Origin of the sequence: Gilvimarinus japonicus (genome assembly GCF_042847215.1) — a bacterium.
Taxonomy (GTDB): domain Bacteria; phylum Pseudomonadota; class Gammaproteobacteria; order Pseudomonadales; family Cellvibrionaceae; genus Gilvimarinus; species Gilvimarinus japonicus.
On sequence record NZ_AP031500.1, the window covers coordinates 782501 to 803218 of the forward strand.

The 20718-nt window shown below is 49.8% G+C and carries 17 protein-coding genes, 2 rRNA genes and 2 pseudogenes (1 of these 21 running past the window's edge); 3 read left to right on the forward strand and 18 right to left on the reverse strand.

Annotated features, from left to right (window positions below; translation table 11 throughout):
* From ACGHAD_RS03285 to ACGHAD_RS03295, 3 genes are all read left to right on the forward strand, one after another.
* Positions 1–1147, forward strand: a 23S ribosomal RNA gene (locus ACGHAD_RS03285) (it extends 1738 nt beyond the left edge of the window).
* Between the two features lie 182 nt (positions 1148–1329).
* Positions 1330–1445: ribosomal RNA gene (rrf, locus tag ACGHAD_RS03290) — 5S ribosomal RNA — on the forward strand.
* 229 nt (positions 1446–1674) lie between these two features.
* A protein-coding gene (locus ACGHAD_RS03295) for an IS3 family transposase (RefSeq protein WP_382413915.1) occupies positions 1675–2830 on the forward strand; the annotation gives its coding sequence in 2 pieces (ribosomal slippage) (positions 1675–1925 and positions 1924–2830; 1158 coding nt in all).
* A 64-nt stretch (positions 2831–2894) separates the two neighbouring features.
* Here ACGHAD_RS03295 and ACGHAD_RS03300 read toward each other — a convergent pair.
* The 18 genes and pseudogenes from ACGHAD_RS03300 to ACGHAD_RS03385 all read right to left on the reverse strand — a co-directional run.
* Positions 2895–3802 (reverse strand): annotated as a pseudogene (locus ACGHAD_RS03300) (IS3 family transposase); the annotation flags it as partial.
* 105 nt (positions 3803–3907) lie between these two features.
* Complete coding sequence (locus ACGHAD_RS03305; protein ID WP_382413913.1) at positions 3908–4339, reverse strand: SMI1/KNR4 family protein; 432 nt, start codon at positions 4337–4339, stop codon at positions 3908–3910.
* 77 nt (positions 4340–4416) lie between these two features.
* A complete protein-coding gene (locus ACGHAD_RS03310; protein ID WP_382413926.1) occupies positions 4417–4713 on the reverse strand; it encodes an SMI1/KNR4 family protein in 297 nt (98 codons plus the stop codon).
* A 94-nt stretch (positions 4714–4807) separates the two neighbouring features.
* Positions 4808–4921, reverse strand: coding sequence for an HNH endonuclease (locus ACGHAD_RS03315; protein ID WP_390403308.1), 114 nt, complete (start codon positions 4919–4921; stop codon positions 4808–4810).
* Positions 4922–4995: 74 nt separating this feature from the next.
* Positions 4996–6090 (reverse strand): annotated as a pseudogene (locus ACGHAD_RS03320) (IS30 family transposase).
* Between the two features lie 252 nt (positions 6091–6342).
* Positions 6343–7008, reverse strand: coding sequence for a hypothetical protein (locus ACGHAD_RS03325; protein WP_382413911.1), 666 nt, complete (start codon positions 7006–7008; stop codon positions 6343–6345).
* The gene (locus ACGHAD_RS03330) at positions 7005–8747 is read right to left on the reverse strand and encodes a hypothetical protein (RefSeq protein WP_382413909.1); all 1743 of its coding nucleotides are present in this window, start codon (positions 8745–8747) and stop codon (positions 7005–7007) included. Before ACGHAD_RS03330 ends, ACGHAD_RS03325 begins: the two co-directional genes overlap by 4 nt.
* Before the next feature lie 79 nt (positions 8748–8826).
* Positions 8827–9642 carry an ankyrin repeat domain-containing protein gene (locus tag ACGHAD_RS03335; protein ID WP_382413907.1) on the reverse strand — a complete coding sequence of 272 codons (816 nt, stop codon included), beginning with the start codon at positions 9640–9642 and terminating at the stop codon, positions 8827–8829.
* Positions 9639–10955: a PAAR-like domain-containing protein gene (locus ACGHAD_RS03340; RefSeq protein ID WP_382413905.1), complete on the reverse strand. Its 1317-nt coding sequence runs from the start codon at positions 10953–10955 to the stop codon at positions 9639–9641. Before ACGHAD_RS03340 ends, ACGHAD_RS03335 begins: the two co-directional genes overlap by 4 nt.
* Positions 10952–12283 (reverse strand): DUF2169 domain-containing protein, encoded by a 1332-nt coding sequence (locus ACGHAD_RS03345; protein WP_382413903.1) that lies wholly within the window; start codon positions 12281–12283, stop codon positions 10952–10954. The genes ACGHAD_RS03340 and ACGHAD_RS03345 overlap by 4 nt, the downstream gene beginning before the upstream one ends.
* 15 nt (positions 12284–12298) lie before the next feature.
* Positions 12299–14554: a type VI secretion system Vgr family protein gene (locus ACGHAD_RS03350; RefSeq protein ID WP_382413901.1), complete on the reverse strand. Its 2256-nt coding sequence runs from the start codon at positions 14552–14554 to the stop codon at positions 12299–12301.
* Positions 14555–14644: 90 nt separating this feature from the next.
* Positions 14645–15265 carry a hypothetical protein gene (locus tag ACGHAD_RS03355; RefSeq protein ID WP_382413899.1) on the reverse strand — a complete coding sequence of 207 codons (621 nt, stop codon included), beginning with the start codon at positions 15263–15265 and terminating at the stop codon, positions 14645–14647.
* Between the two features lie 4 nt (positions 15266–15269).
* Positions 15270–16163 (reverse strand): hypothetical protein, encoded by an 894-nt coding sequence (locus tag ACGHAD_RS03360; RefSeq protein WP_382413897.1) that lies wholly within the window; start codon positions 16161–16163, stop codon positions 15270–15272.
* Between the two features lie 130 nt (positions 16164–16293).
* Positions 16294–16710, reverse strand: coding sequence for a hypothetical protein (locus ACGHAD_RS03365; protein ID WP_382413895.1), 417 nt, complete (start codon positions 16708–16710; stop codon positions 16294–16296).
* 11 nt (positions 16711–16721) lie between these two features.
* Positions 16722–17990 (reverse strand): hypothetical protein, encoded by a 1269-nt coding sequence (locus ACGHAD_RS03370; protein ID WP_382413893.1) that lies wholly within the window; start codon positions 17988–17990, stop codon positions 16722–16724.
* An 8-nt stretch (positions 17991–17998) separates the two neighbouring features.
* Positions 17999–19075: a hypothetical protein gene (locus ACGHAD_RS03375; RefSeq protein WP_382413891.1), complete on the reverse strand. Its 1077-nt coding sequence runs from the start codon at positions 19073–19075 to the stop codon at positions 17999–18001.
* A gap of 11 nt (positions 19076–19086) precedes the next feature.
* Positions 19087–19650, reverse strand: coding sequence for an HNH/endonuclease VII fold toxin-2 domain-containing protein (locus ACGHAD_RS03380; protein ID WP_390403315.1), 564 nt, complete (start codon positions 19648–19650; stop codon positions 19087–19089).
* Positions 19651–19657: 7 nt separating this feature from the next.
* Positions 19658–20707: a hypothetical protein gene (locus tag ACGHAD_RS03385; protein ID WP_382417067.1), complete on the reverse strand. Its 1050-nt coding sequence runs from the start codon at positions 20705–20707 to the stop codon at positions 19658–19660.
* Between the last annotated feature and the right edge of the window lie 11 nt (positions 20708–20718).

Genomic DNA, 20718 nt, shown 5'->3' on the forward strand with positions numbered 1-20718 from the left:
GATCAGGTGGCTGCGACTGTTTATTAAAAACATAGTACTGTGCAAACACGTAAGTGGACGTATACGGTATGACGCCTGCCCGGTGCTGGAAGGTTAATTGATGGGGTTAGCTTCGGCGAAGCTCTTGATCGAAGCCCCAGTAAACGGCGGCCGTAACTATAACGGTCCTAAGGTAGCGAAATTCCTTGTCGGGTAAGTTCCGACCTGCACGAATGGCGTAACGATGGCCACGCTGTCTCCACCCAAGACTCAGTGAAATTGAAATCGCTGTTAAGATGCAGTGTTCCCGCGGCTAGACGGAAAGACCCCGTGAACCTTTACTATAGCTTTACACTGAACTCTGAACCTATTTGTGTAGGATAGGTGGGAGGCTTTGAAGCGGTGACGCTAGTCATCGTGGAGCCAACCTTGAAATACCACCCTGGTATGTTTGGGGTTCTAACGCAGGTCCCTTATCGGGATCGCGGACAGTGTATGGTGGGTAGTTTGACTGGGGCGGTCTCCTCCCAAAGAGTAACGGAGGAGCACGAAGGTTGGCTAATCCTGGTCGGAAATCAGGAGGTTAGTGTAATGGCACAAGCCAGCTTAACTGCGAGACTGACACGTCGAGCAGGTACGAAAGTAGGTCATAGTGATCCGGCGATTCTGTATGGAAGGGTCGTCGCTCAACGGATAAAAGGTACTCCGGGGATAACAGGCTGATACCGCCCAAGAGTTCACATCGACGGCGGTGTTTGGCACCTCGATGTCGGCTCATCACATCCTGGGGCTGAAGCCGGTCCCAAGGGTATGGCTGTTCGCCATTTAAAGTGGTACGCGAGCTGGGTTTAGAACGTCGTGAGACAGTTCGGTCCCTATCTGCCGTGGGCGTTGGAAAGTTGAGAAGAGTTGCTCCTAGTACGAGAGGACCGGAGTGAACGAACCACTGGTGTTCCGGTTGTTATGCCAATAGCATTGCCGGGTAGCTACGTTCGGACGGGATAACCGCTGAAAGCATCTAAGCGGGAAGCCTCCTTCAAGATTAGCTTTCCCTGGGATCTTGAATCCCCTAAAGGGCCGTGGAAGACTACCACGTTGATAGGCTGGGTGTGGAAGCGTTGTGAGGCGTTGAGCTAACCAGTACTAATGGCCCGTGAGGCTTGACCATATAACAGAAACGACTGATGGGTTACGAAAGTAACGTGATACATCATCGGACTTGAGTGAGACATACACAGACTGTCCTCAGCACCTTATAGAGTAAAAAGCAGCTTAATTCATCACCCTATTTGATTGTGTCAGTAGGCTCTCCCTCGGGAGGTAACACCGAAATCCAATCATACCTGTTTGCTTGACGACCATAGCGAATTGGAACCACCTGATCCCATTCCGAACTCAGTAGTGAAACGATTCAGCGCCGATGGTAGTGTGGGGATTCCCCATGTGAGAGTAGGTCATCGTCAAGCTTCTAATCTAAAGTACCCCGAACCAGCAATGGTTCGGGGTATTTTTTTATGTGGCCCGCGTAACACCGCGGTGCTTGCCGATGACAGATAACCGCTCCTGCGTTATCTGCATACACTACATCCTTGTAGATAACCTACGGTCATAGTGATGAGCGCCTTGTAGTGGGATAGTTAATTTGGCCACCTAATTAGAGGTGATATGATCACTTCTTAGACACATAGGTGACCAATGAACAAGCGAACAAGACCAACTTTTAGCCCCGAGTTTAGACTGGAATCGGCCCAGCTGGTAGTCGATCAAGGTCGGACAGTTAAAGAAGCTGCTGAAGCGATGGGGGTCGGGCTATCTACAATGGACAAATGGGTTAGACAGCTTCGCCTGGAGCGTGAAGGCGGTAAACCTGCCGCGACACCCATGACGCCAGATCAGCGCCGGATACGAGAACTTGAACGTCAAATTCAGCGCATAGAGGAAGAAAAGATATTTTAAAAAAGGCTACCGCTCTCTTGATGTCGGACTCACTGAACAATTCTCGATAATTGAGAACCTCAAGAAGAGCTACAGCGTTGCCCGAGTTTGCGAGGTGTTCGGAGTCCATCGCAGCAGCTACAAGTATTGGCAGGCCAAGCCCAAGACGCCGAGTTTGGAGCAAGTAAAGCTACAAAGTGAGGTTCGTTTGGCGCACGGGTTAAGCCAAGGCTCCGCTGGAGCGCGAACCATTGCCAGCATAGTCTCGGCTAGAGGGATGCCTTTGAGCCGGTACCGTGCGGGCAAGTTGATGAAAGCCTTGGAGCTGGTAAGTTGCCAGCTTCCCACCCATCGTTATAAAACGGGGAGCCAAGAGCATATAGCGATACCGAACACTCTAAACCGAGAGTTTTCTGTTTCAAAACCCAATACAGTTTGGTGTGGTGATGTCACCTACATATGGATTGGTGAACGGTGGGCGTACTTGGCGGTTGTGTTGGACCTATACGCAAGGAAGCCGGTGGGTTGGGCGATGTCATTGTCGCCTGATAGTGAATTGACCGGGCGAGCCCTGGAGATGGCTTACGAGTCCCGAGGTCGGCCTGCCGGTGTGATGTTTCATTCTGATCAAGGCTGTCATTATACGAGTCATCAATTCAGGCAGCGATTATGGCGCTACAAAATTAAGCAAAGCATGAGTCGCCGTGGTAATTGCTGGGATAATGCACCAATGGAGCGTTTCTTTAGAAGCTTAAAAACGGAGTGGATGCCGACAACCGGCTACAAAAGTTTTGGCGAGGCCCAGCGCTCGATCACTGAATACATCACTGGCTACTACAGCCAGGTAAGACCACACAGAAACAACAATGGAGCGAGCCCAAATGCAGCCGAGCAGTTGTACTGGGCAGCCTCCTAAACTGTGGCCAAATTTACTTGACCACTACACCCTGCCATTTTAAACAGCTGCTAAAAGTAGAGGGTTATGCGGCCTGTAGTAGCCACCGTGGCGGAACACCTCCGATTGAGGTATTCGGCCGTTCATTGTTGTACTGCCATTGCCATCGAGTCGCAAGCTCTTGTTCGTGTTCAACGCTAGCGAAGTCATGCAGATCGAGCCATTCGTGTCGGGCCGTACGGTTAAAACGTTCAACATAAGCATTTTGAGTCGGTTTGCCTGGCTGAATATAAAGCAGTGTAATCTGATGTTGATTAGTCCAGTTAACCAAAGCCCCAGAAATATACTCTGGCCCATTATCACAGCGCAAAGCAGCGGGCTTTCCTCGCCACTCCATCACTTGCTCCAACGCCCGAATCACTCGAAGCGACGGCATGGAGAGGTCAACATCAATCGTCAGGCACTCACGATTATAATCGTCAATTACATTGAATGTGCGCAAGCTCCTGCCATCGCTCAAGCTGTCGGACATAAAATCCATGGACCACACGTGGTTGATGGCGGTAGGAATACTCAGCGCATCAGGCTTGTCACGCTTAATCCTGCGTCTAGGCTTAATGCGTAAATTAAGCTCCAGGTCACGATAGATGCGATACACCCGTTTGTGGTTCCAGCCATACCCCTTCACATTGCGAATGTACAGAAAACACAGCCCAAAGCCCCACCGCTTGTGGGTCTCCGTTAAGCGTAACAACCAGTCCGCTATTAACGCATTCTCACCACCGAGCTTTGGTTGATAGCGGTAACAGCTCTCACTGATGCTATGGGTGGCACAGGCAACTCGAATGCTGATACCGTGTCTCTCGATCGCGCGTTGCGCCATCTCTTTGCGTTGAGATGGCTTTACAGCTTTCCCTCAAGGGCCTCCTGTCGTAGCTCGGCCTTAAGACGCTCTTCGGCGTACATCTTCTTGAGCCGACGGTTCTCATCCTCTGGTAGTGTTCAGAATTCTGTGTCATCTCTTTTTTGCTAATGATAAAGAAATGACACAGAATTCTGAACACTACCGCACGGCTAGATCTTGGGGAGTATGTGAGTCTATTCTATTTCATGAAGAGAGTTCAAAAAATCGTCAAAATTGTTATCTATGAGCCTCATGAATTGATATGATTGTGTTGGCGGCTCAGGTTCTTCATCCCAAGCCCAATAATAAACGTTTCCTGTATCCTTCCCTGAAATAGATAGAAGCACTCTATTTTCTGCGGGGGTTATGGCGATTGGGATTAAGTTTATAGGTATTTTCTGGTCTAGAGTGAAACCCTGAATCTCACCATACAAATCATCGTCGTAATCTTTTTTTGGGCTAAAAAAATATTTTACTATAGATTCTACCTTTTTATCTTTGGTGACAAATCTATGCATTTTTAACTTCTCTAGACTCCCTTTCATGATGAAGTCTCGGTATTCTTTTGGTAGTTTTATTTTAAAATTATTCTCTATCGAACAAACTTCTTTTTGAATTATAGTCACTGACTTTAGTCCTCGCCTTTTGTTAGTTTATTTAATAAATTGTTGAAAGAGCCGGCCAGATTAAGTAGGTTTCTATCCTAGGTTGGTTCGCACTCGAGTTCGTGATCCCAGAAGTATATTTTACCATTTGTAGTTTTGTTGAAGTCCAAGCAGACAAGGTTTCCTGCAATGTTTGAAGCTATGGGTAAGGTGCTTGATGGAGTTCTCTTGTTTGACACGTAGAAGTTGTATATGTCTTTAATGTTGGACTCTTTTTTATGGTCAACGCCAAAAAATGTATCAATTAGTGTTTCATTGGTGTGCCCGCCTCTCTCTTTATATGAAAGCAATCCTTTGTCAGGCCGTTTTCCACCATTTAACTCTAGTAGAAAAATCGATAATCACTAGGGAGTTTAAAATTAAGATATTTTTCGGCCTCTGCAATTGCTGATTCGCTGGTCGGCTGAAACTTGATTTCAAAGCTTATGTTCATTGGTTTGTTCCTGAGTGTCTGGCAGCCGAGGCTCCTCCCGTATGCGGGAATGCGTTATGGACGTCATCTCTAATTAGTAGCATGTTTTTTTGTTTTCGTGATGATGCCATATGTAACCGTCAGGATGGTCATAAGCTTTATGGCCAAAGTCCGCTTCATAATTTGCAAGTGTAATCCCCCAATTTTAAACCGCCTTGGATTCAACCGGCCACTGTAACAGTTGGTTAAGCATATCAGTCGGTGTTTGGAAGTCGAGCGTTTTCCTTGGCCTTGTGTTCAGTTTGTGCGCCACCTTGTTTAGATCCTTCTGAGAAAATCCAGAGCGGCTGCTGCGCTTAGGGAAATACTGCCGAAGTAGACCATTCGTGTTTTCATTGGTGCCGCGTTTCCAAGGGCTCTGCGGGTCGCAAAAATAAACGTCGATGTTGGTAGCGATGGATAAATTTTCGTGAGATGCCATCTCGGTTTCTCGGTCCCAAGTTAAGCTTTGCTGTAACAAGGCCGGCAATTTTTTCATCTGTCTAGAAAGCGCTAACACTACGTCGCTGGTTTTCTTGGTTTTTACTTTAATCAAGACCGTGTGCCGAGTCTTCCGCTCGACTAGTGTTGCGATTTGACTGTTGTTTGACCCCAGTATCAAGTCACCTTCCCAGTGTCCTGGAACAGTACGGTCTTCAATTTCTGAAGGGCGCTCACTAATAGGTACACCATATCAACGATATGGCCGCGACCTGCTGGAGAATGCGGCTTCGCGTGCCTAAACTTTCGTTTGGTGCGCAAATGTATACGTGATTCCTTGCGAAATATACCCCGAGTCTGAATAAAGAGGCTTTTATAGATTGTCTCGTGCGACACACGCAAGCTCTTGTCATCAGGATAAGTTCGCTCTAGCCATCCGGATATTTGTTCAGGCGACCAATCCAGCAACAGCTTACCTCGAACTATGCGATACAGTCGCCGATGTTGTGTGAGCAGGCATACTTTGCGTCGTCTAGAGCGATTCTTTGCATTTGATTGAGCTTCTGTAGCCCGATATCGACTGACACCACCATTGCTGCTCAATTCGCGACTTATCGTCGAGGGGCTTCGGGAAAGTTGTTCAGCAATTGCTCTCAAGCTAAGGCCAGCGGCTTACGCCTCTGGATATTTCCTCTCGCTCTTCTAGCCTGAGAGCCGAAGATCGCTGCCTTTTTGGTCGAGGCTTAATTCCCCCATGATAACGCAAATACGAAAATACCGTCGCGGGAGACTTACACACTGAGCGTGCAATCACGCTCATGGGCTGGTCCTTTTGCTATTGATCCCAGATAGCAGCCTTTTTCACCTCGTTCATCCTATCAAACTCCTGCATTTACCACCTCTTTACTCATTGTAGTATGGGGTGTTGCAATGACCGGTAGAATTCAAGGTTGTGGATTATTGGGGGGATTACAAGAAGGCGTAATTTTCCTTGTTTGAATGCCTGTAATTTTTTAATCCAGCGGCTTTTAAAGTGTTTATAGAACAAGATTTCTATTCGTCAGAAGCATCACTAGACAATTAGAACAGGTTCTTTAAGGCTCTCTAGCCTTTTCAAGGCTGCTAGATTTTCTTTTTTCTCTAAGCTTCTTAATCCACGGTATATTTTTAAATAATTTTTATCATTCATTTTAAATTTTAAGCCGTACATTGCCATAAGTGTTGAGGTGGATGTAGCCGCAGGCAGTGTTGATTTTTCATCTATCGTAGTTTCTTTTAGGTAGTTAATGGCTTCAATTGTTGTTGGTGAGGAAGGTATGAGCTGATACTTCAAGCTACGAACTTCTTCGTTGGAGCTTCTTACATCTAGAGAAACCAAATCGTTTATGTTTTCTTTTGTAGGGTTATAGTTACATACGTAACCGCTCATGAATACTCTTCCGTGCATGATTATGTCATTATCACGTTGCTCTGGATATCTCTTGGGCTCTTTTTTTAGTTCCTCTTTAAAAAGATTAATAGCTTTTTCTGAGTCGCACAAGTAAAGGCCTCGAAGATTTTCTAAATGATGCGTAAAATTTGGATTGCTTTTGAGGTAATTGAATGCTTTATTTTTTTCTTCGCTCGTCATGGAAGAAAAGTAACTTGAATCTAGCCCCTGAAGTCGCTCTAGTTGCGTTAAGGTAAAAAAATCCAGAAAGTGTTGATAGGCTGGGCTGATATTTAAATCATCTTTCATCGAGGGATTCCTTCTAGGTCAAGTAAGTCGTTTACGTAGTTTTCTGATAATGGTATGGCTTGGTTTTTCCCGTTAAGAACATGCATGTTAACATTAGTTATCCTTCCGGTTGAGTATGAATCTCGAATAATAGGTTTTTCGGTGTTGTGCCATACGGTGCCTTGGTCCCATAATTTTTTAGATGTTTGAATAACATGGATTTCACCTGTTGCCGAATTGGCAAATTTTCTTGATACACCATTCCATAATTCACCACTACCGGCTGCTTGACCTACTTCACTTTCCCAAGGTATGTTTTTTATATCGCTCCAACCGTCAATAACCCTGCCGCCAGGGGTACCTTCGAGTGTGCTGCCGCCAATACTCTCTGCAAACTGTTGCGCAGAGGTTTGGCTGCCAGACCACAGGGTCGCACCATCCTTCGGTGTGCTGACGTCAAGCCTTTCAATAAATCCATCCCATGTGTCACCGGGCTTTTGAGGTATGTGTGGTTTAAGGATTTCTCTTGCCTCAGCCAATTTTTTATCAGCTAATTTATAATCTCCATGTTTTCTGGCAACATTGGCCTCATTGGATAGCTTTGTGATTTCTTTTCTATCTTGCGCTGCGGTACGGATGACTTTTTGTTTCTTTTTAACCTTGCCGCCGTTTCCCGCTGGTCCTGTGGGTTCTTTGGCTTTACTGGCAGCGCTCGCGTCAGGTGCTTTTTTTGCCGTACTGGCATTGCTGGCGGTATCGGCTATTTTGGGGTCAGCTGTTTTATCCGCTTTGAGTACATCGCTGCTCGTGTCGGCTATTTTAGCGGTGTCAGCGGCAGTGTCTAGCGCTTTTCTCCCTCGCGCCGCTTTGGCAGCGCTGGCTGGAGCTTTTACTATCGTACCGACGGGAACCAATATGGAGGCGATGCTACCACCTGTTTGAGCGTCATTGTCGAGCTCAAAGATATCCCCGACGATCCCCGATTCTAGAATGCTGGCCGATTGACTCGCGAGGCTATTCGCACGCGCTAGATTGCCATCTTCATAGTTAAATAGTGCCATTTTATCGAGAAGATAGCTGTATGCGATTTTGCCGTTCTGGGCTTTAGAGGCAGTTACCGCTAAATTCCATAGATCCGAGGGAAGGTTGCCGACTCCTTTTAATACGCCTTTACCGAATTCTCCGGGGTTATCCCACGAGGCTTCTGCGATACGTTGCGTGCTGTTCCATGCCGATGCGGCTCCTTCTTTTGTTCGCTGCCAATAGCTGCGTTCATCTTCGGACTCATCGATCAACGTCTGTAAGTGTTCATTGGGCTGGCTGTTGTCGGTCTCAGGTGTCTGCTCCTCGGGTGGTGGTTCAGGCGGGTTGGCGTATTCTGCCCGTACATTGCTAAGTGACGGCATAAAGGTGAGTTGCCCCAGTGTGTTGCTGGTAGCCTCTGGCACCATAGTGGGAAGCTCCATGGTGCGGGCATGAGGTTGGTTTCTAAATTCCTCATATTCTTCATGGCTCATCTTTACGCTAGCGACGCTGCGCGTCTCGCCGGTCATCATGTCTTGGGTGGTTTCGAGCATCACGTCGTTAAAGCCGTTGGCTTCGGCCATGGCATTAACGTCGAATTCAGGCTCTGACTCCCATGCCATAATCACCCCTTCAGGGCGATTGATGATCTTCATCCCTTGGTGCTCGGTGACTTCGCTGGTCAGCGCATTGATCTGCAGAGAGGGTGGCTCTACTGATAGCTGGATTTTACTCATGAATCCGTTGTCCTTGAGAGCCCTTTAGGGCATTCCTGATTCCGATACGTTGAGAATTAAGTGGTTTCCGGATTCTTTATTAGTCGTAGCGACCTTCTTTCTCCCATTGTGCACGCACTTTGGCAGGAGAGGGCGGGGGGAATTGAACGCCTTGGGATTCTAGGTGAGCTTTGACTTTCATGGCCCAATCGTAGTTTTCTGAGGGGGCTTTAATCAGCGGTACGTTAAGAGCATCATTAATACACCATGCGATGTCAGCGCCGCCTTGGCTGTAATTAAATGGGTCAGCGCCCTGTTCGATTAAATGGTATACCAGTTTATATTCGTTTAGAAATGCGGCGTACAGTGCGGCGTTACGTCCCGTTTTATCGTGGAGGTTTACATTCGCTCCATGCTTAATAAGTATATCTATTTGTGAGAGGCTGCTACCCACTACAGCTCTAAAAAGAGGCGGTCGGCCCGTGCTGTCTACAATATTAGGATCGGCACCGTATTCTAATAATAATGTAACCCATACGTCGTACTTGGTTTCTCCTCCAATAACTTTATTTAATGGTGTATTACCGTATTGTTTTTCGGGAAGGTTGGGGTCTGCTCCTAGCTCCAAAACTAGCTCGGTACCTGATATGTCATTGGTAGCGATAAACCAAAATAGAGGTGTAATTCCATATTTGCCGTATATGTCGAGGGGGAGACCTTGGTCGATAAGCGCTTGAGCCTGCTCTTTTTTGCCTTTTTCAATGAGATTAATGAGCTGAACGTATTCCGGAGTGAAGTAATCAGACGGCTTCATGGTGAATCCTTGTGTTGAGCAGGCGCTTAAAGCAAAAATAAGAAAAAAAGTTATGCAAAACCGATAGATAGAAGTTATCGATGTTTTTTTGGATGGGGTCATTCGGGTGATGCTCCTTGAAGGGTGGCAATATCCGTTTCTTTTTGAGCTTCAATGCCATCGATTACTTGATCCATTCCATGGCGGCTGAGGGGGCTGCCGCCTTCGACGCTGTCTAATTTTTGCATGTCACCGAGAGCTCCGGGGATTTTCAGTAGTTGATCGGCTGCGACGGTGGCGGCTGCGGCACCAAGCGCGCCACCTTCCTTTGCCCCAAACTCGGCCGCTAAACCGCTAATCACCGGGTTGGTATAGGTTTGCACTCCAGTTAATACCTCGCCTGAAACATATTGGCTGGTTATTAGTGCACTAATTTGCCCTTCGCTGAGACCTGTTGTTCCATCTATGGTGTTTGGGTGTAGTCCCGCAGAGTTGAATGTATAGCCTTCGACACCGGTGGCCGCGACTCCGGCACTGGCTAAACCGCCACCTAATGAGTGTCCCACGATGGTGAACGAATTCTCTAGAGCAAATTTTGTTTCTCTGGCTAATGTCATTGCTTCAGTATATTGATCGGTCTCAAATCCAAACCCCTGTTTGGCATTGGTCGACCAGTCTAAAAGCCCTGTAACGCTATTATTGGTGCCGCGGTAGGTCAGCATTGTTTCGCCATTAATCTCAGATTTAAACAGCGCCGAGCCGAAGCCTGATTCTTCACTCATAAACGTTGCATCTTCAAGCCCAGGTATTTTACTTGGGTCTTGCAGCTCTAAACCCACCGGTGGCTCAGGTAATGCTTTGGTGTGTCCGCGATTAAACTCATCCACCTTGTACACATACTCGGCGGCTTCAGCGCGAAGGATATTGTCGTTGTTGAGATTGAGTCGCTCGCTCGCCGCAATGATATTCGGGTCGGTACTGCCGGCGTTTTTTTCGATTAAGTCCTCTCGCTCTTGATAGCGTGCTTTGCGCGCCTCTACTGGTGACGGTTTTGGTTGTGAGGGCGCGTTACCCGTAGCCTCACCATTCATCCAAAACAAATCCCCGTGGCGTAGGATGCGCTGTTTGTCCGCGTTAACAGTGGAGCTGTGTTGCCCAGATTTAAACGATGCGGTGCCGCCCACGGTGTCAGAGACTAACCCTTTTTTAACCCCTGGCTCTGCCCCTGTGGTTGTGGGTAGATAGCTGGCTAAGGTAATAAAAGGCATGCCGTTGGCGCGCACATGGGGCACCTCTTGTGCGGCATCACCGCATTTGGCAATGATGGGATACGGTACCGGCACATCGGTGCCGCCAATAGGCGTTTTGCACACGTCCGGTAACATGCTGATAACCAGCCACTGGCCGTCTTTGCGGGCGGTGAGGTTGTTGGTCATGTTGTGGCTTCCTTGCGGGTTGTTTGTATCGCGGAGGTTTCTTGCCCTTGTAAATGCGGCCGCCATTTTAACAAAGGTGCGCTTGGGTCGACTTCGAAGCGTGTCTCAAGGCTGGCGATTAATGGGTTTTTGGGGATCCGGCAGCGCCAGACGACACTCAGGGTTTGTTGATCTGTGTCGAGCACTAAGGTGTCGATGACGGCGGGCAGCGGCAGTGGTGTACCGTTGTTGAGACGCGCCATCACAAACGCACGGTGCCCGGGCAGTTGCATGGCCACATAACCGGTTGGGGCAACGGCTGGGTCAAACAGGTGCCAGGCCTCTAGCGTGCAATCGGGGCTGGGCCATGGTGCCTGCTGGTCAAGCGGTGCACAGTTCCAGTAGCGTTCGTCAAAGTCTTTAGGCGGTAGTGGCCAGCGTGTTTTTTGCCACCGTTCGTCATAGGTGCCGCTAAGCGCTAAGCGCGGTGCCCAGCTTCGATTGACCACGCCCAGCCCCGCCGGTTGCAGCGGGTAGCCGGCCGCTACCTCGGCCATTTTGCGTGCAGTGGTAACGTCTTTGGGGTGCTTGATCCGCACAGGCTCTTGCAGTGATTGCTTCGGGTAAAAAATGCTCGGCGCGGTTAACATCTTGGGTAGGGCGGTATTGGCCTTACGCGCTAAACGAGCGTGGCGTTTGTCCATCCAACCGCCCCCCAGCGGGTTGCTATAACAAACCTCGTTAAGCAGCCATTCGGGCAGGGTAGCGTCGGTCAGGTGCTTTGGGTTGGGGACTTGGCTCTTGCCACCAAAGGCGTATTCCCACCGCAGGGGGACTTTAAGGGCTTTTTTATCGCGCTTGAGCGTCCAGCCCAGTACACCGTGATAAAACGCCCCCGGAGGTGACACCTCTAACACTTTCTCGATTACAGGCACGGTGATGCTCGGGCTGTTTTGGGTGCGACTTTGCAGGCGTAATTTGATAGGCCAGCGTTTGGCAGGTTTGCCTTGTGGGGCGTGAGCGCTGCCCACCACCAACAGATCGCAGCACGGCTTGAACGGCGCTAAGTCGGTTTCTTGTCGTAGGTTGTGTTCGTAAAAGGGTTTATCTTCGTCAGGTCTTGGTGTGGTTGGGTCGTTAGCATGTGCAGCCACAGGCCCCCAGTAGCTATCCTCTAATTGCAGTGGCTCGGCATCGGTATCGCGCACTGTTAACGATGCCACACCACTCGCTGGATCAATCGTTATATGGTAGCCAACGCGTATGACTACAGTATCGCAGGCTCGGTCGAGCGTATCGACCGAGCTAAAGCACAGTGCACTAAAGGGCGTTAAGTTGGTCAGTTGCATGATTCGTCTTCGCGCCTAGTTTAAATCAATATCACTGCCGGTGATCTGCATAGGACCGCTGGCCTCGAGTGTCACCTCATTGCCGACTAAGGTAATGTTGCCGTTGCTATTTAAAACGAGCGATGCTTTACCGACTTGCAAAGTGATGGAGTTTCCCGCCTCTAGCACCAGATCTTCACCGGTATTAATGGTGGTGTTCTTTTTGACTTTGGTGGTTTTACTTTGGCCTATTTGTTCTGTTTGATTCAGGCCAACAATGGTGTTCATCAACGCACCGACATTTAAGCTATAGGCGGCGCCAACGTTATCCATGCGCGCGAGAGCAACCGTTTGCATACTGGTTTTGCCGATGCTCGCTTTGTGATGCCCACCGACATTCAAAGTGGCGTTTTTACCTACACTGAGGGTATCGCTTTTGCCGATGTCGGCGTTGCGGTCGACACCAATATTCACCGTCTCATTATTGGCCACATTTTTACTGCGGCTATCACCAATGGTAATACTCTCGTTTTTACCCACCTCTTCGGTGCGGTTGTCGCCGATGCTGATGGTTTCGTTTTTATCGACACGCTCTTGGCGGTTGCTGTGCACAGTGATGGTCTCGTCGCCGTCGACTTCTTCGGTGCGGGTTTTGTGCACGGTGATGGTTTCGTTGCCATCGACGGTTTCGGTTCGGTCGCGTTTTACCTGGGTGGTTTCATCGCGGTCGATGGTTTTGGTGCGATCGTTCCCCACCCAGTGGGTTTCGTCGTTGTTGACTTCGATGTCTTGATTTTTTTGCGCGTGCAGCCAGATTTGCTCCTGGCCGATTTTGTCTTCAAAGCGAAAGGCGTTGGCTTGCTCCCAGGTGCCGGCGGGCGTTGAGCGGGTTAAAAAGCCCGACTGGGTGGCGTTGGCCGGCAGCGACCAAGGCGCGGGTTGTAGGTTGTTGTACACACGGCTGGTAATCACGGGGCGATCGGGGTCGCCGTTTAGGTAATCCACCAAGACCTCTTGGCCGATACGCGGTACGTGAATACCACCAAAGCCGGCGCCGGCCCAGGGGTGCGAGACGCGAATCCAGCAGGAGCTGTTTTGGTCGCGGCCGCTGTAACGATCCCAGTGAAAGTGGACTTTAACCCGGCCGTGCTCGTCGGTGTAAATCTCTTCGCCCGCGGGGCCGCTGACCACGGCGCTGTCGGGGCCGTGGGTAAGGGGTTTGCGGGTAAGGCGCGCGGGGCGGTAGGGCTCGCTGCTAGGGTGCGCCTCAAATTGTACTTGCATCACAAACGGTGCGGCGCCGGTATCGGCCTCGTAATCGTTGGCCTGAAAGTCGTAATCGCAAGCGACCATTAAATACTCTTGGTTGTGGTGCGCCTGCGGGTGCTGCTCCAGGGTGAGTAGGTAGCCGGGCGCAATGCCGCGCGCCGAGGCCTTGCCATAGCTGCGCTGATGGGGGCTGCGCAGTTCCTCGACGCGTACTTTGGCGTAGCCGTCGCCGTCATCCACGTGGGGGTAGCTGCCCGGGTAGTCAAACACATCGAGTTTGCCAAACGGATGGCTGGCGGGTTGTGCGCGCTGGGTGTCGAGCAAGGCGCTGGCTTGCTCAAAGTTGTAATCACGCGCTTGATAACTGCCCGAGGTAACGCTGCCGGCGCCGTGCCAGCGGTCGATAAAGTCTTTATTGGGTTCGGTGGCACCGGCCGCCTGAAACGGTAAGGCGGCGTAAGCGGGTGCGGGGCTGGCCAGACCGATGTCGTCGGTCATGACCATTGTGTGGCCGCCGGCGCTGTGTTCAAAGAAAAACCAGATGCCCTCGTGCTCGAGCAGGCGCATCACAAAGTTAGCGTCGCTCTCGCGGTACTGCACGCAGTACTCCCAGTTGCGGTAGCGGCCGCACAGGTTAAAGCGGCACTCAAACGGGTAGGCGGCCAACACCTGTTTGATCATGTCGGGCACGCTTGAGTTTTGAAAAATGCGGTAATCTTGGCGTTGGGTGGCGTACCACAACCAGGGGCGCAGGCGCGCACGGTAAAGGTACTGGCGGCCGTGTTTGCCCAGGCTTTGAAACTCGGTGCACTGGCCGTTTAAGTGGCGCGTACCGCCGTCGGCCAGAGCCACCTCAAGGGTGAGAGGCTGGCCGAGTAAGTCGGCGGGGGTGATGTCGCCACTGGGGCTGGTTAACGTCAGGTCAAACTGAAACAGTTGCGAGAGTGACTCGCGCCCTTGCAGTGCACTAAAGCGCAGTTGCTCGGCGTCCAGCGGGCTGATGAGGTTGTATATGCGTTCCATGGGTTAATCCTTTAGCCGCTTGGTTGTGTTATACGGACATTCTTAAAAAAATGTGGGCCACTTAAGGCCCACGTTTTTTTGGTGCTATATTTAACGGTATTTTTTAATCTTATCTTCAATGTTAAAAAAGATGTCGCAGGCGGCAGGAAAGTCGGTTGTCATTTTACTGCCAAAGTCAGCCAGCATTATGTTTATTTCGTCTTCTTGTTTTCTGGTGATTTTCCCCTCTTCAAAAAGTTCAGGCTGTGATTTAAGTATGGTGCCGTAACGTTCCCATAGCTCGGCCTCTGAGATGCCTTCGCAATGAAAAGGCGTATTTGCGCTAAGCGCAATGGGCTCCTCTTTGTGTGCGTCGGTTTTATAGGTCGCTATGATTCGGTCGTACTCGTCACAAATTGGGTTGGGTACCGGAGTCTCATAGGTGATGCTTAATGGGTCGGCGATTTTAGACAGCTTTACGCCGTTTGCTGCTAGCGCCTCTCCCATCGTGACTACCGTTTCGTTTAGCGCCGCGGGGGGCGTTTGGTTGTTGGCGAAAAACTCCACGTTTTGCTTTTGGTAAGCTTGTAAAATATTGCCCGCGCGTAACATTTTTTCCTGTGCGTCTTTGTAAGTGCACTCGGCTTGGCCGTAGCTTGCGCACATCATTAATGCTAGCGTAGCGGGGCATGTAAATTTTACGGCCAGTTTTGTGATTTTTGTCAGTGCCATGGTGTTACATTAACTCCATAATAAGGTCTGACAGGTCTTTAGAGCCCATTAGCGACATGGAGTACTTTTGCGTGGCTTCGTTGTTTGCTTTAGCTAAACGCTGCAGTAAGGCCTGATGGTCGTCTGACTCAATCGACGATAATAGGTTTTTGATGTCGTCTCTGGACATCTCTTGCTTTAGTACTTGCGCCTGTTGCAGCAAGATCTGGTCGTAGTTAAAAAGCGCATTAAACGATTTTATAACCGACTCGGCTTGATTTTTATCGCCCCCTTCTGATTCGCCCTGAAACTTCTCTATGTAGCCTACCATTTGTTCGCGCTTATCTTTAAGGGCGGCTTCCTGTTCGGGCACCGTTAAGGCAGCAATTAGATTTTTTGCTGTTGTTAATTCACTGTCACTTCCTTCTTCAATTTTTTCTAGTGTGATTTTACCATCATCAAAAGCTTGGTCGACAATCGTATCGACGAAACCGTCTAACGCAAAACTCATCGGTATGCTAGCGGCTTGATACTCATTGACATAGATTTGACCAGAATCTGTTTTTAAGAACTGAGTGAGCCGCTGTGTTTCCTCTGGGCTAAACTCTGACTCAATGCTTTTTACGACAAGCGTATTTATCTCATTCCAGTCAAGAAGTTTTTCCATCTTTCTGGAAAAGTTGTTCAGCTTTTCTTCTAGCTCTTTATCTTTTTCACCGTTAGATGCAACTAAACGCTTCTCCATTTGGTACTTGTTGGTTTCGACGACGGCGGTTTTTACCAGCTGCTCAGTTTTTAGTGTTTTTATAAGCTCGGCGGTTTCTGGTTTTTCAGCCGCACATAGGGCCGATGCGAATATCGCGATAAAGGCGAAGAGAGATTTTTTCGCATTAAGAAAGTGTCCGTTTGGTTTTAACATTGTTTAATCCTTTGATGTTGAACGTTGTTTAAGTGAGTTTTGTTAATGATTTTAGGTGTTAATCTATATTACCTCCTTGTATGGTCGAGATTTTCTAAGTTGTATTGCACGGTTGGTTGTAAGTTTTTTACTAAACCGCCCAGTTCTCTTGAAGTAAAAAGCGGCGTAGGTCTATCTCTGGCTTAGGGGCTTCAGTCATGATGGGTACAGTTTGTGTAAAATCGGCCGTTGTTTGTTTTGTATTGTCGGTCGGCTCTTTTATAGTTGGGGTGCCGTAGCGGGTTAGTTGTGGGCCTTGGTATACCCACACTAAAGGCAGTGTTTCTGGGTAAAAGTCACCCAGTAGCTCTTCGTGCTCTTCTAGGTTGTACCACAGCCATACGTTGGTGGTGTTTGTTGCGGCGGCTGCGTAAAAGGTCGGCTTAAAGTCGGTGCATAGATGACACCATTCGGCGCCCAGTGCGATGACAAGAGTGCTGTTGGGTTGGGTTAACGTGTTGGCGATTTTTGCCGCATCGTCCCAAGGGTCGAGTAGGGTGTGGGTCATTGTAAATTCCTTTACGCGCTAACGGATATAACCACGCAGTGCTGCTGGGCGATTCGGGCGATACGCCGTGGTGCGATGGCGATCAGTGTTTGGCAGTGTTCGAGCGAGGTTTGATTTTGCTCAAGGGGCTTGCCCTGCAACACTTTCGTGGCGGCTGCGATGGGTTGCTGGGCTTGCCACCAGTGCGTTACCGCGGCCACATTGGGGAATGGCATGGCTTGATACTCGGGCGGTAAATTTTGCGCGGTATCCAGCTGTGCTTGGTCGATTGGCGCGGTTAGGTGTAAATCTTCGGCATCGCAGCCTGTGAGTAGCTCTAGGTGTGCCAGCGCCGCCGGTGCTAGCTCGGGGGTGTGCATCATCTTAATGAGGTGGTCTACATGCGCGCTGTCGCCATGCCAGCCAATGGCCTCTATTTGCAGCAGCGGGGGCAGTTGCTCGAGGGTTACTGCAAATTCGCGTTGTTTAATTGGAGTATAAAACGCCCAGTAAAACAGCCAGCGCCTGAGTTGCCGATACGCATTGCGACGCTTACTGCCTTTTAGGGCGGTTAGGCTGGGTAGTGCGGCAAGGATGGCGTTATGCAGCGCGTTAAGCGCTTGTTGCGCTGTGGCCGAGTCGCCGCCTTGGTGTAATAACCCGATAGCGGCCTCTATGGCCACATTGGGCGCCGTATTATTGGTTAAATGAAGTAACGTGGCGGCCGCCTCTGGGTTATTGGGGTGGCGCGCTAAGGTGCGGCACGCGGCGGCCCTAACGTGGGCGCTATCGGCTTGCGAGGCGGTGGTCGCGTGCTCTAACGGAATTTGCCCTACACAGGCGCTGGCCCTTAAAGCTACGGTGGTTAGCAGCGGTGAATCGGCTGTTTTCAGCCAGTGATCTAACCACGGGGTAGGTGAGGGCGAGCGCTGTTGTTGCCACGCCAATGCCGAGATAAACCCACGGGCGCAATCGTGAGCGTTGGCTTCTAGGGTGGGCCACATCAACGTAAACCGCTCTTGTGAGTCGTGTTGCAAGGCCAGTAACACACAAACAAATGTTTCACCGGGGCCCTTCCAGCGTTTTAGGTTACCAAACGCTTCTTGCCAGCCGGTGTCGGCGGCCTCTGTGAGCCCGTCCAGATGAGCGCACAGCAGGTGCTCGATGTGTGCCAAGCGCTCGGCATTAACGATAAATGAATAACGGGCTTTACTCCACTGGCTCCAGTAAAACGCCGCGTCACCGGCGTGGCGTTTAATAATTTCAGGAATAGGCTGCCGAAAGGCTGCAAGGCGAGACATGATTTTCCTTAACCGTTGTTTTGTGGCTCTAACGCTTCTAGCTCTACTAGCGTGTCCATGGTGGAGCTGTTGTACAGCAGCGTCCATTCGCCATCTTCGCAAAAGGCCGCACCGCCTAAACCGGCCAGTAGCATCACGCCATCGTTAGCGTATAAATGCCCCGAGCAGGCGGTAATTTCATCGGGTACATCGACGCGTTGCACCTTGTCATCCACAATCTCCCATAAGCCGTAATCGCTGGTGCAATAAACACGGTCTTTGTGCCACACCATGTCTCTAAAGCCAAGGGTAATACCGTAGCGGTTAATCATGGTCCAATGGTCGCCGCGGCCTTTAAAGGTAATGCCTTCGTAGCCCGAGATGTACACATAGCCATCGCCCGCGCAGCAAAGTGACTCTAAAGGATCGTTAGACGGGAAAGGGATGGGGGTCCAGTTCTCACCATCAAAATGCCAGACGTCGCCTCTTCCGCCCGCAGCGTAAATGTCGGTTTCGCTAAAACCGTCTACATCCTCGAAGCCTGAGGCTGACATTGTGGTTCTTTGCTCTCGAGGAATCTCCGGTAAGTCTTTATTAAGTGGTTGCCACTGCCCTTTGTCTAAAAACTTGCCTAATGTGCGGTTGCCGCCAACGGCGTAGGCCCAGCCATCGATAGTTTTCGTCCGACGAATACCGCCTCGAACAAACCCACCTAGCGGAACGCCGTTTTTGGCAACTCTGGGTGGGAAAGGCATTTTCTCGGCAGGGCCATTGCCGGTTATAAAAGCCTGATGGTCCAGACGGGTCGATATTTCAAGTGTGATGGAGTGATTGCGCGGTTGGTTGCACGCTCCGATGCGTGGGGTGTCCCAGCCGATTAGGTGGGTTTGAAACCATTGGTCCCCATTTTCATCCGGATCTTTAAAGAAACTGACAATTTTTTTGGGACGGTAGTCTAGGTCGTAATCATTTTCTTGGTAGTATTCAACCTCTTCATCCGTCAGAATTTCAGAGATAATAAAAACAAACATGTCGTTAGCTCGAACGGCACAATCAGTTATGGAGTATTTTTTAAATATTTGATCGTAACTTTCTAGATTGATCATAGAAGAAGCTCTTATCTGTTTGGTGTGGGTTTTGGCGTATTTTTAGGAGTCATCTCAATAAACTTGCCGCCGCCGTCAGCGGGGCGTAGCGTTGCCGATGTGCCATCGGCTTTTTTGCATTGCTTGTAGTGGTCGTCCAGTTGCGCTTGCAGGCATTCTGGGTCGCAGTTTTTGGCGGCGGATTCACGTACTGCGTCGATGCAAAGTTTAGAGCCCTCTTTGTAAGAGATGACGTCCGTATCTTGATTGTTTCTGAGTCGTTTATTTCGATAGGCATCCATGCCAACTTCTAAGTTGCTATGGGCTTTGCCATGGCTGCCCCAGCCCTTGGCGTTGTTAGTGCCTTCCAGGCACATAACGGGTGCCTCGTTATAGTTATAGCCGGGGCACACGCTTTTGTTGTCTTTATCTTTTAGGTGGGCGCAAAGCAGATGCTCGATGTGCGCCAAACGCTCGGTATCAACGATAAAAGAGTAGCGGGCTTTATCCCACTGGCCCCAATAAAACGCCGCGTCACCAGTGTGGCGTTTTATGATCTCGGGGATGGGGGCGCGTAAGGAGCGTAAAGATTGCATGGGTGCACTAGCCCTCGTGCTCGTCAATTTCAACCAGCTTGTTCATGGTGAAAGAGTTAAACAGCAGGGTCCATTCGCCATCTTCGCAAAAGGCGGCACCGCTTAAGCCCGCGAGTAGCATTACGCCGTCGTTAACGTATAGGTGCCCGGCGCACGCCTCGATATTGGCGGGTAGGTCGGCGCGCTTTACTTTACCTTTATAAATCGTCCACACGCCGTAGTCATTGGTACACCAGACTCTGTCGCCAAACCACACCATGTCTCTAAAGCCGGTGGAGATGCCACCGCTGTAGATCTTTTTCCATTTGTTGTCGCGGCCCATATAGGTCTCGGCTTCGTAGCCGGAGATGTACACTTTGCCGTCGCCGCCGCAACACATGGATTTCAAGGTTTGGTTGCTGGGAAAGGCGATGGCGCGCCACTGCTGGCCGTTAAAGTGCCATACGTCACCATGGCCGCCTGCGGCGTACAGGTCATTCTCGCTAAAACCGTCGATGTCGGAGAATCCAGCTTCGGTAATATTTCTGATGGTGTCGCCAGTATCCAATACTGGCAACGTGCCGACTAGTGATATCCAGCTGCTCTCATCTAAGCGCTTTGCTATTGTTCGACGTCCCCCACAAAAATAAAGCCAGCCATCAATGGTTTTCAATCGTGTTATAGCACCTCTTCGAACACCCCCGCGTGCAATTGCTTGGATGCGGGTGTCCTCATGGGCCGGACCACTTCCCGTAACGTAAACGCGATCTTCTAAGTCATCGCTCGCGATCGTAATGGAGTGACTTTTGGGGTGGTTGGTGGCGCCTATGCGGCAGGTGTGCCAGCCAATGAGATCGTCGTAAAACCATTGTCTTCCATCCTCAAAAGGCTCCCGAAAAAACACAATTACCCGTTTAGGTCGAGTGGCTAGATCGTAGTTTCCTTCATCGTACTCATCGATTTCTTCATCGGTTAATATCTCAGACCCGATAAACATAAAGATATCTTTTGTTCTGATGGCGCAGTCCGTGATCGAGTATTTTTTCAATACTTCTTTGTACTCCAGTAGGCTTATCATTTTTGACTCCT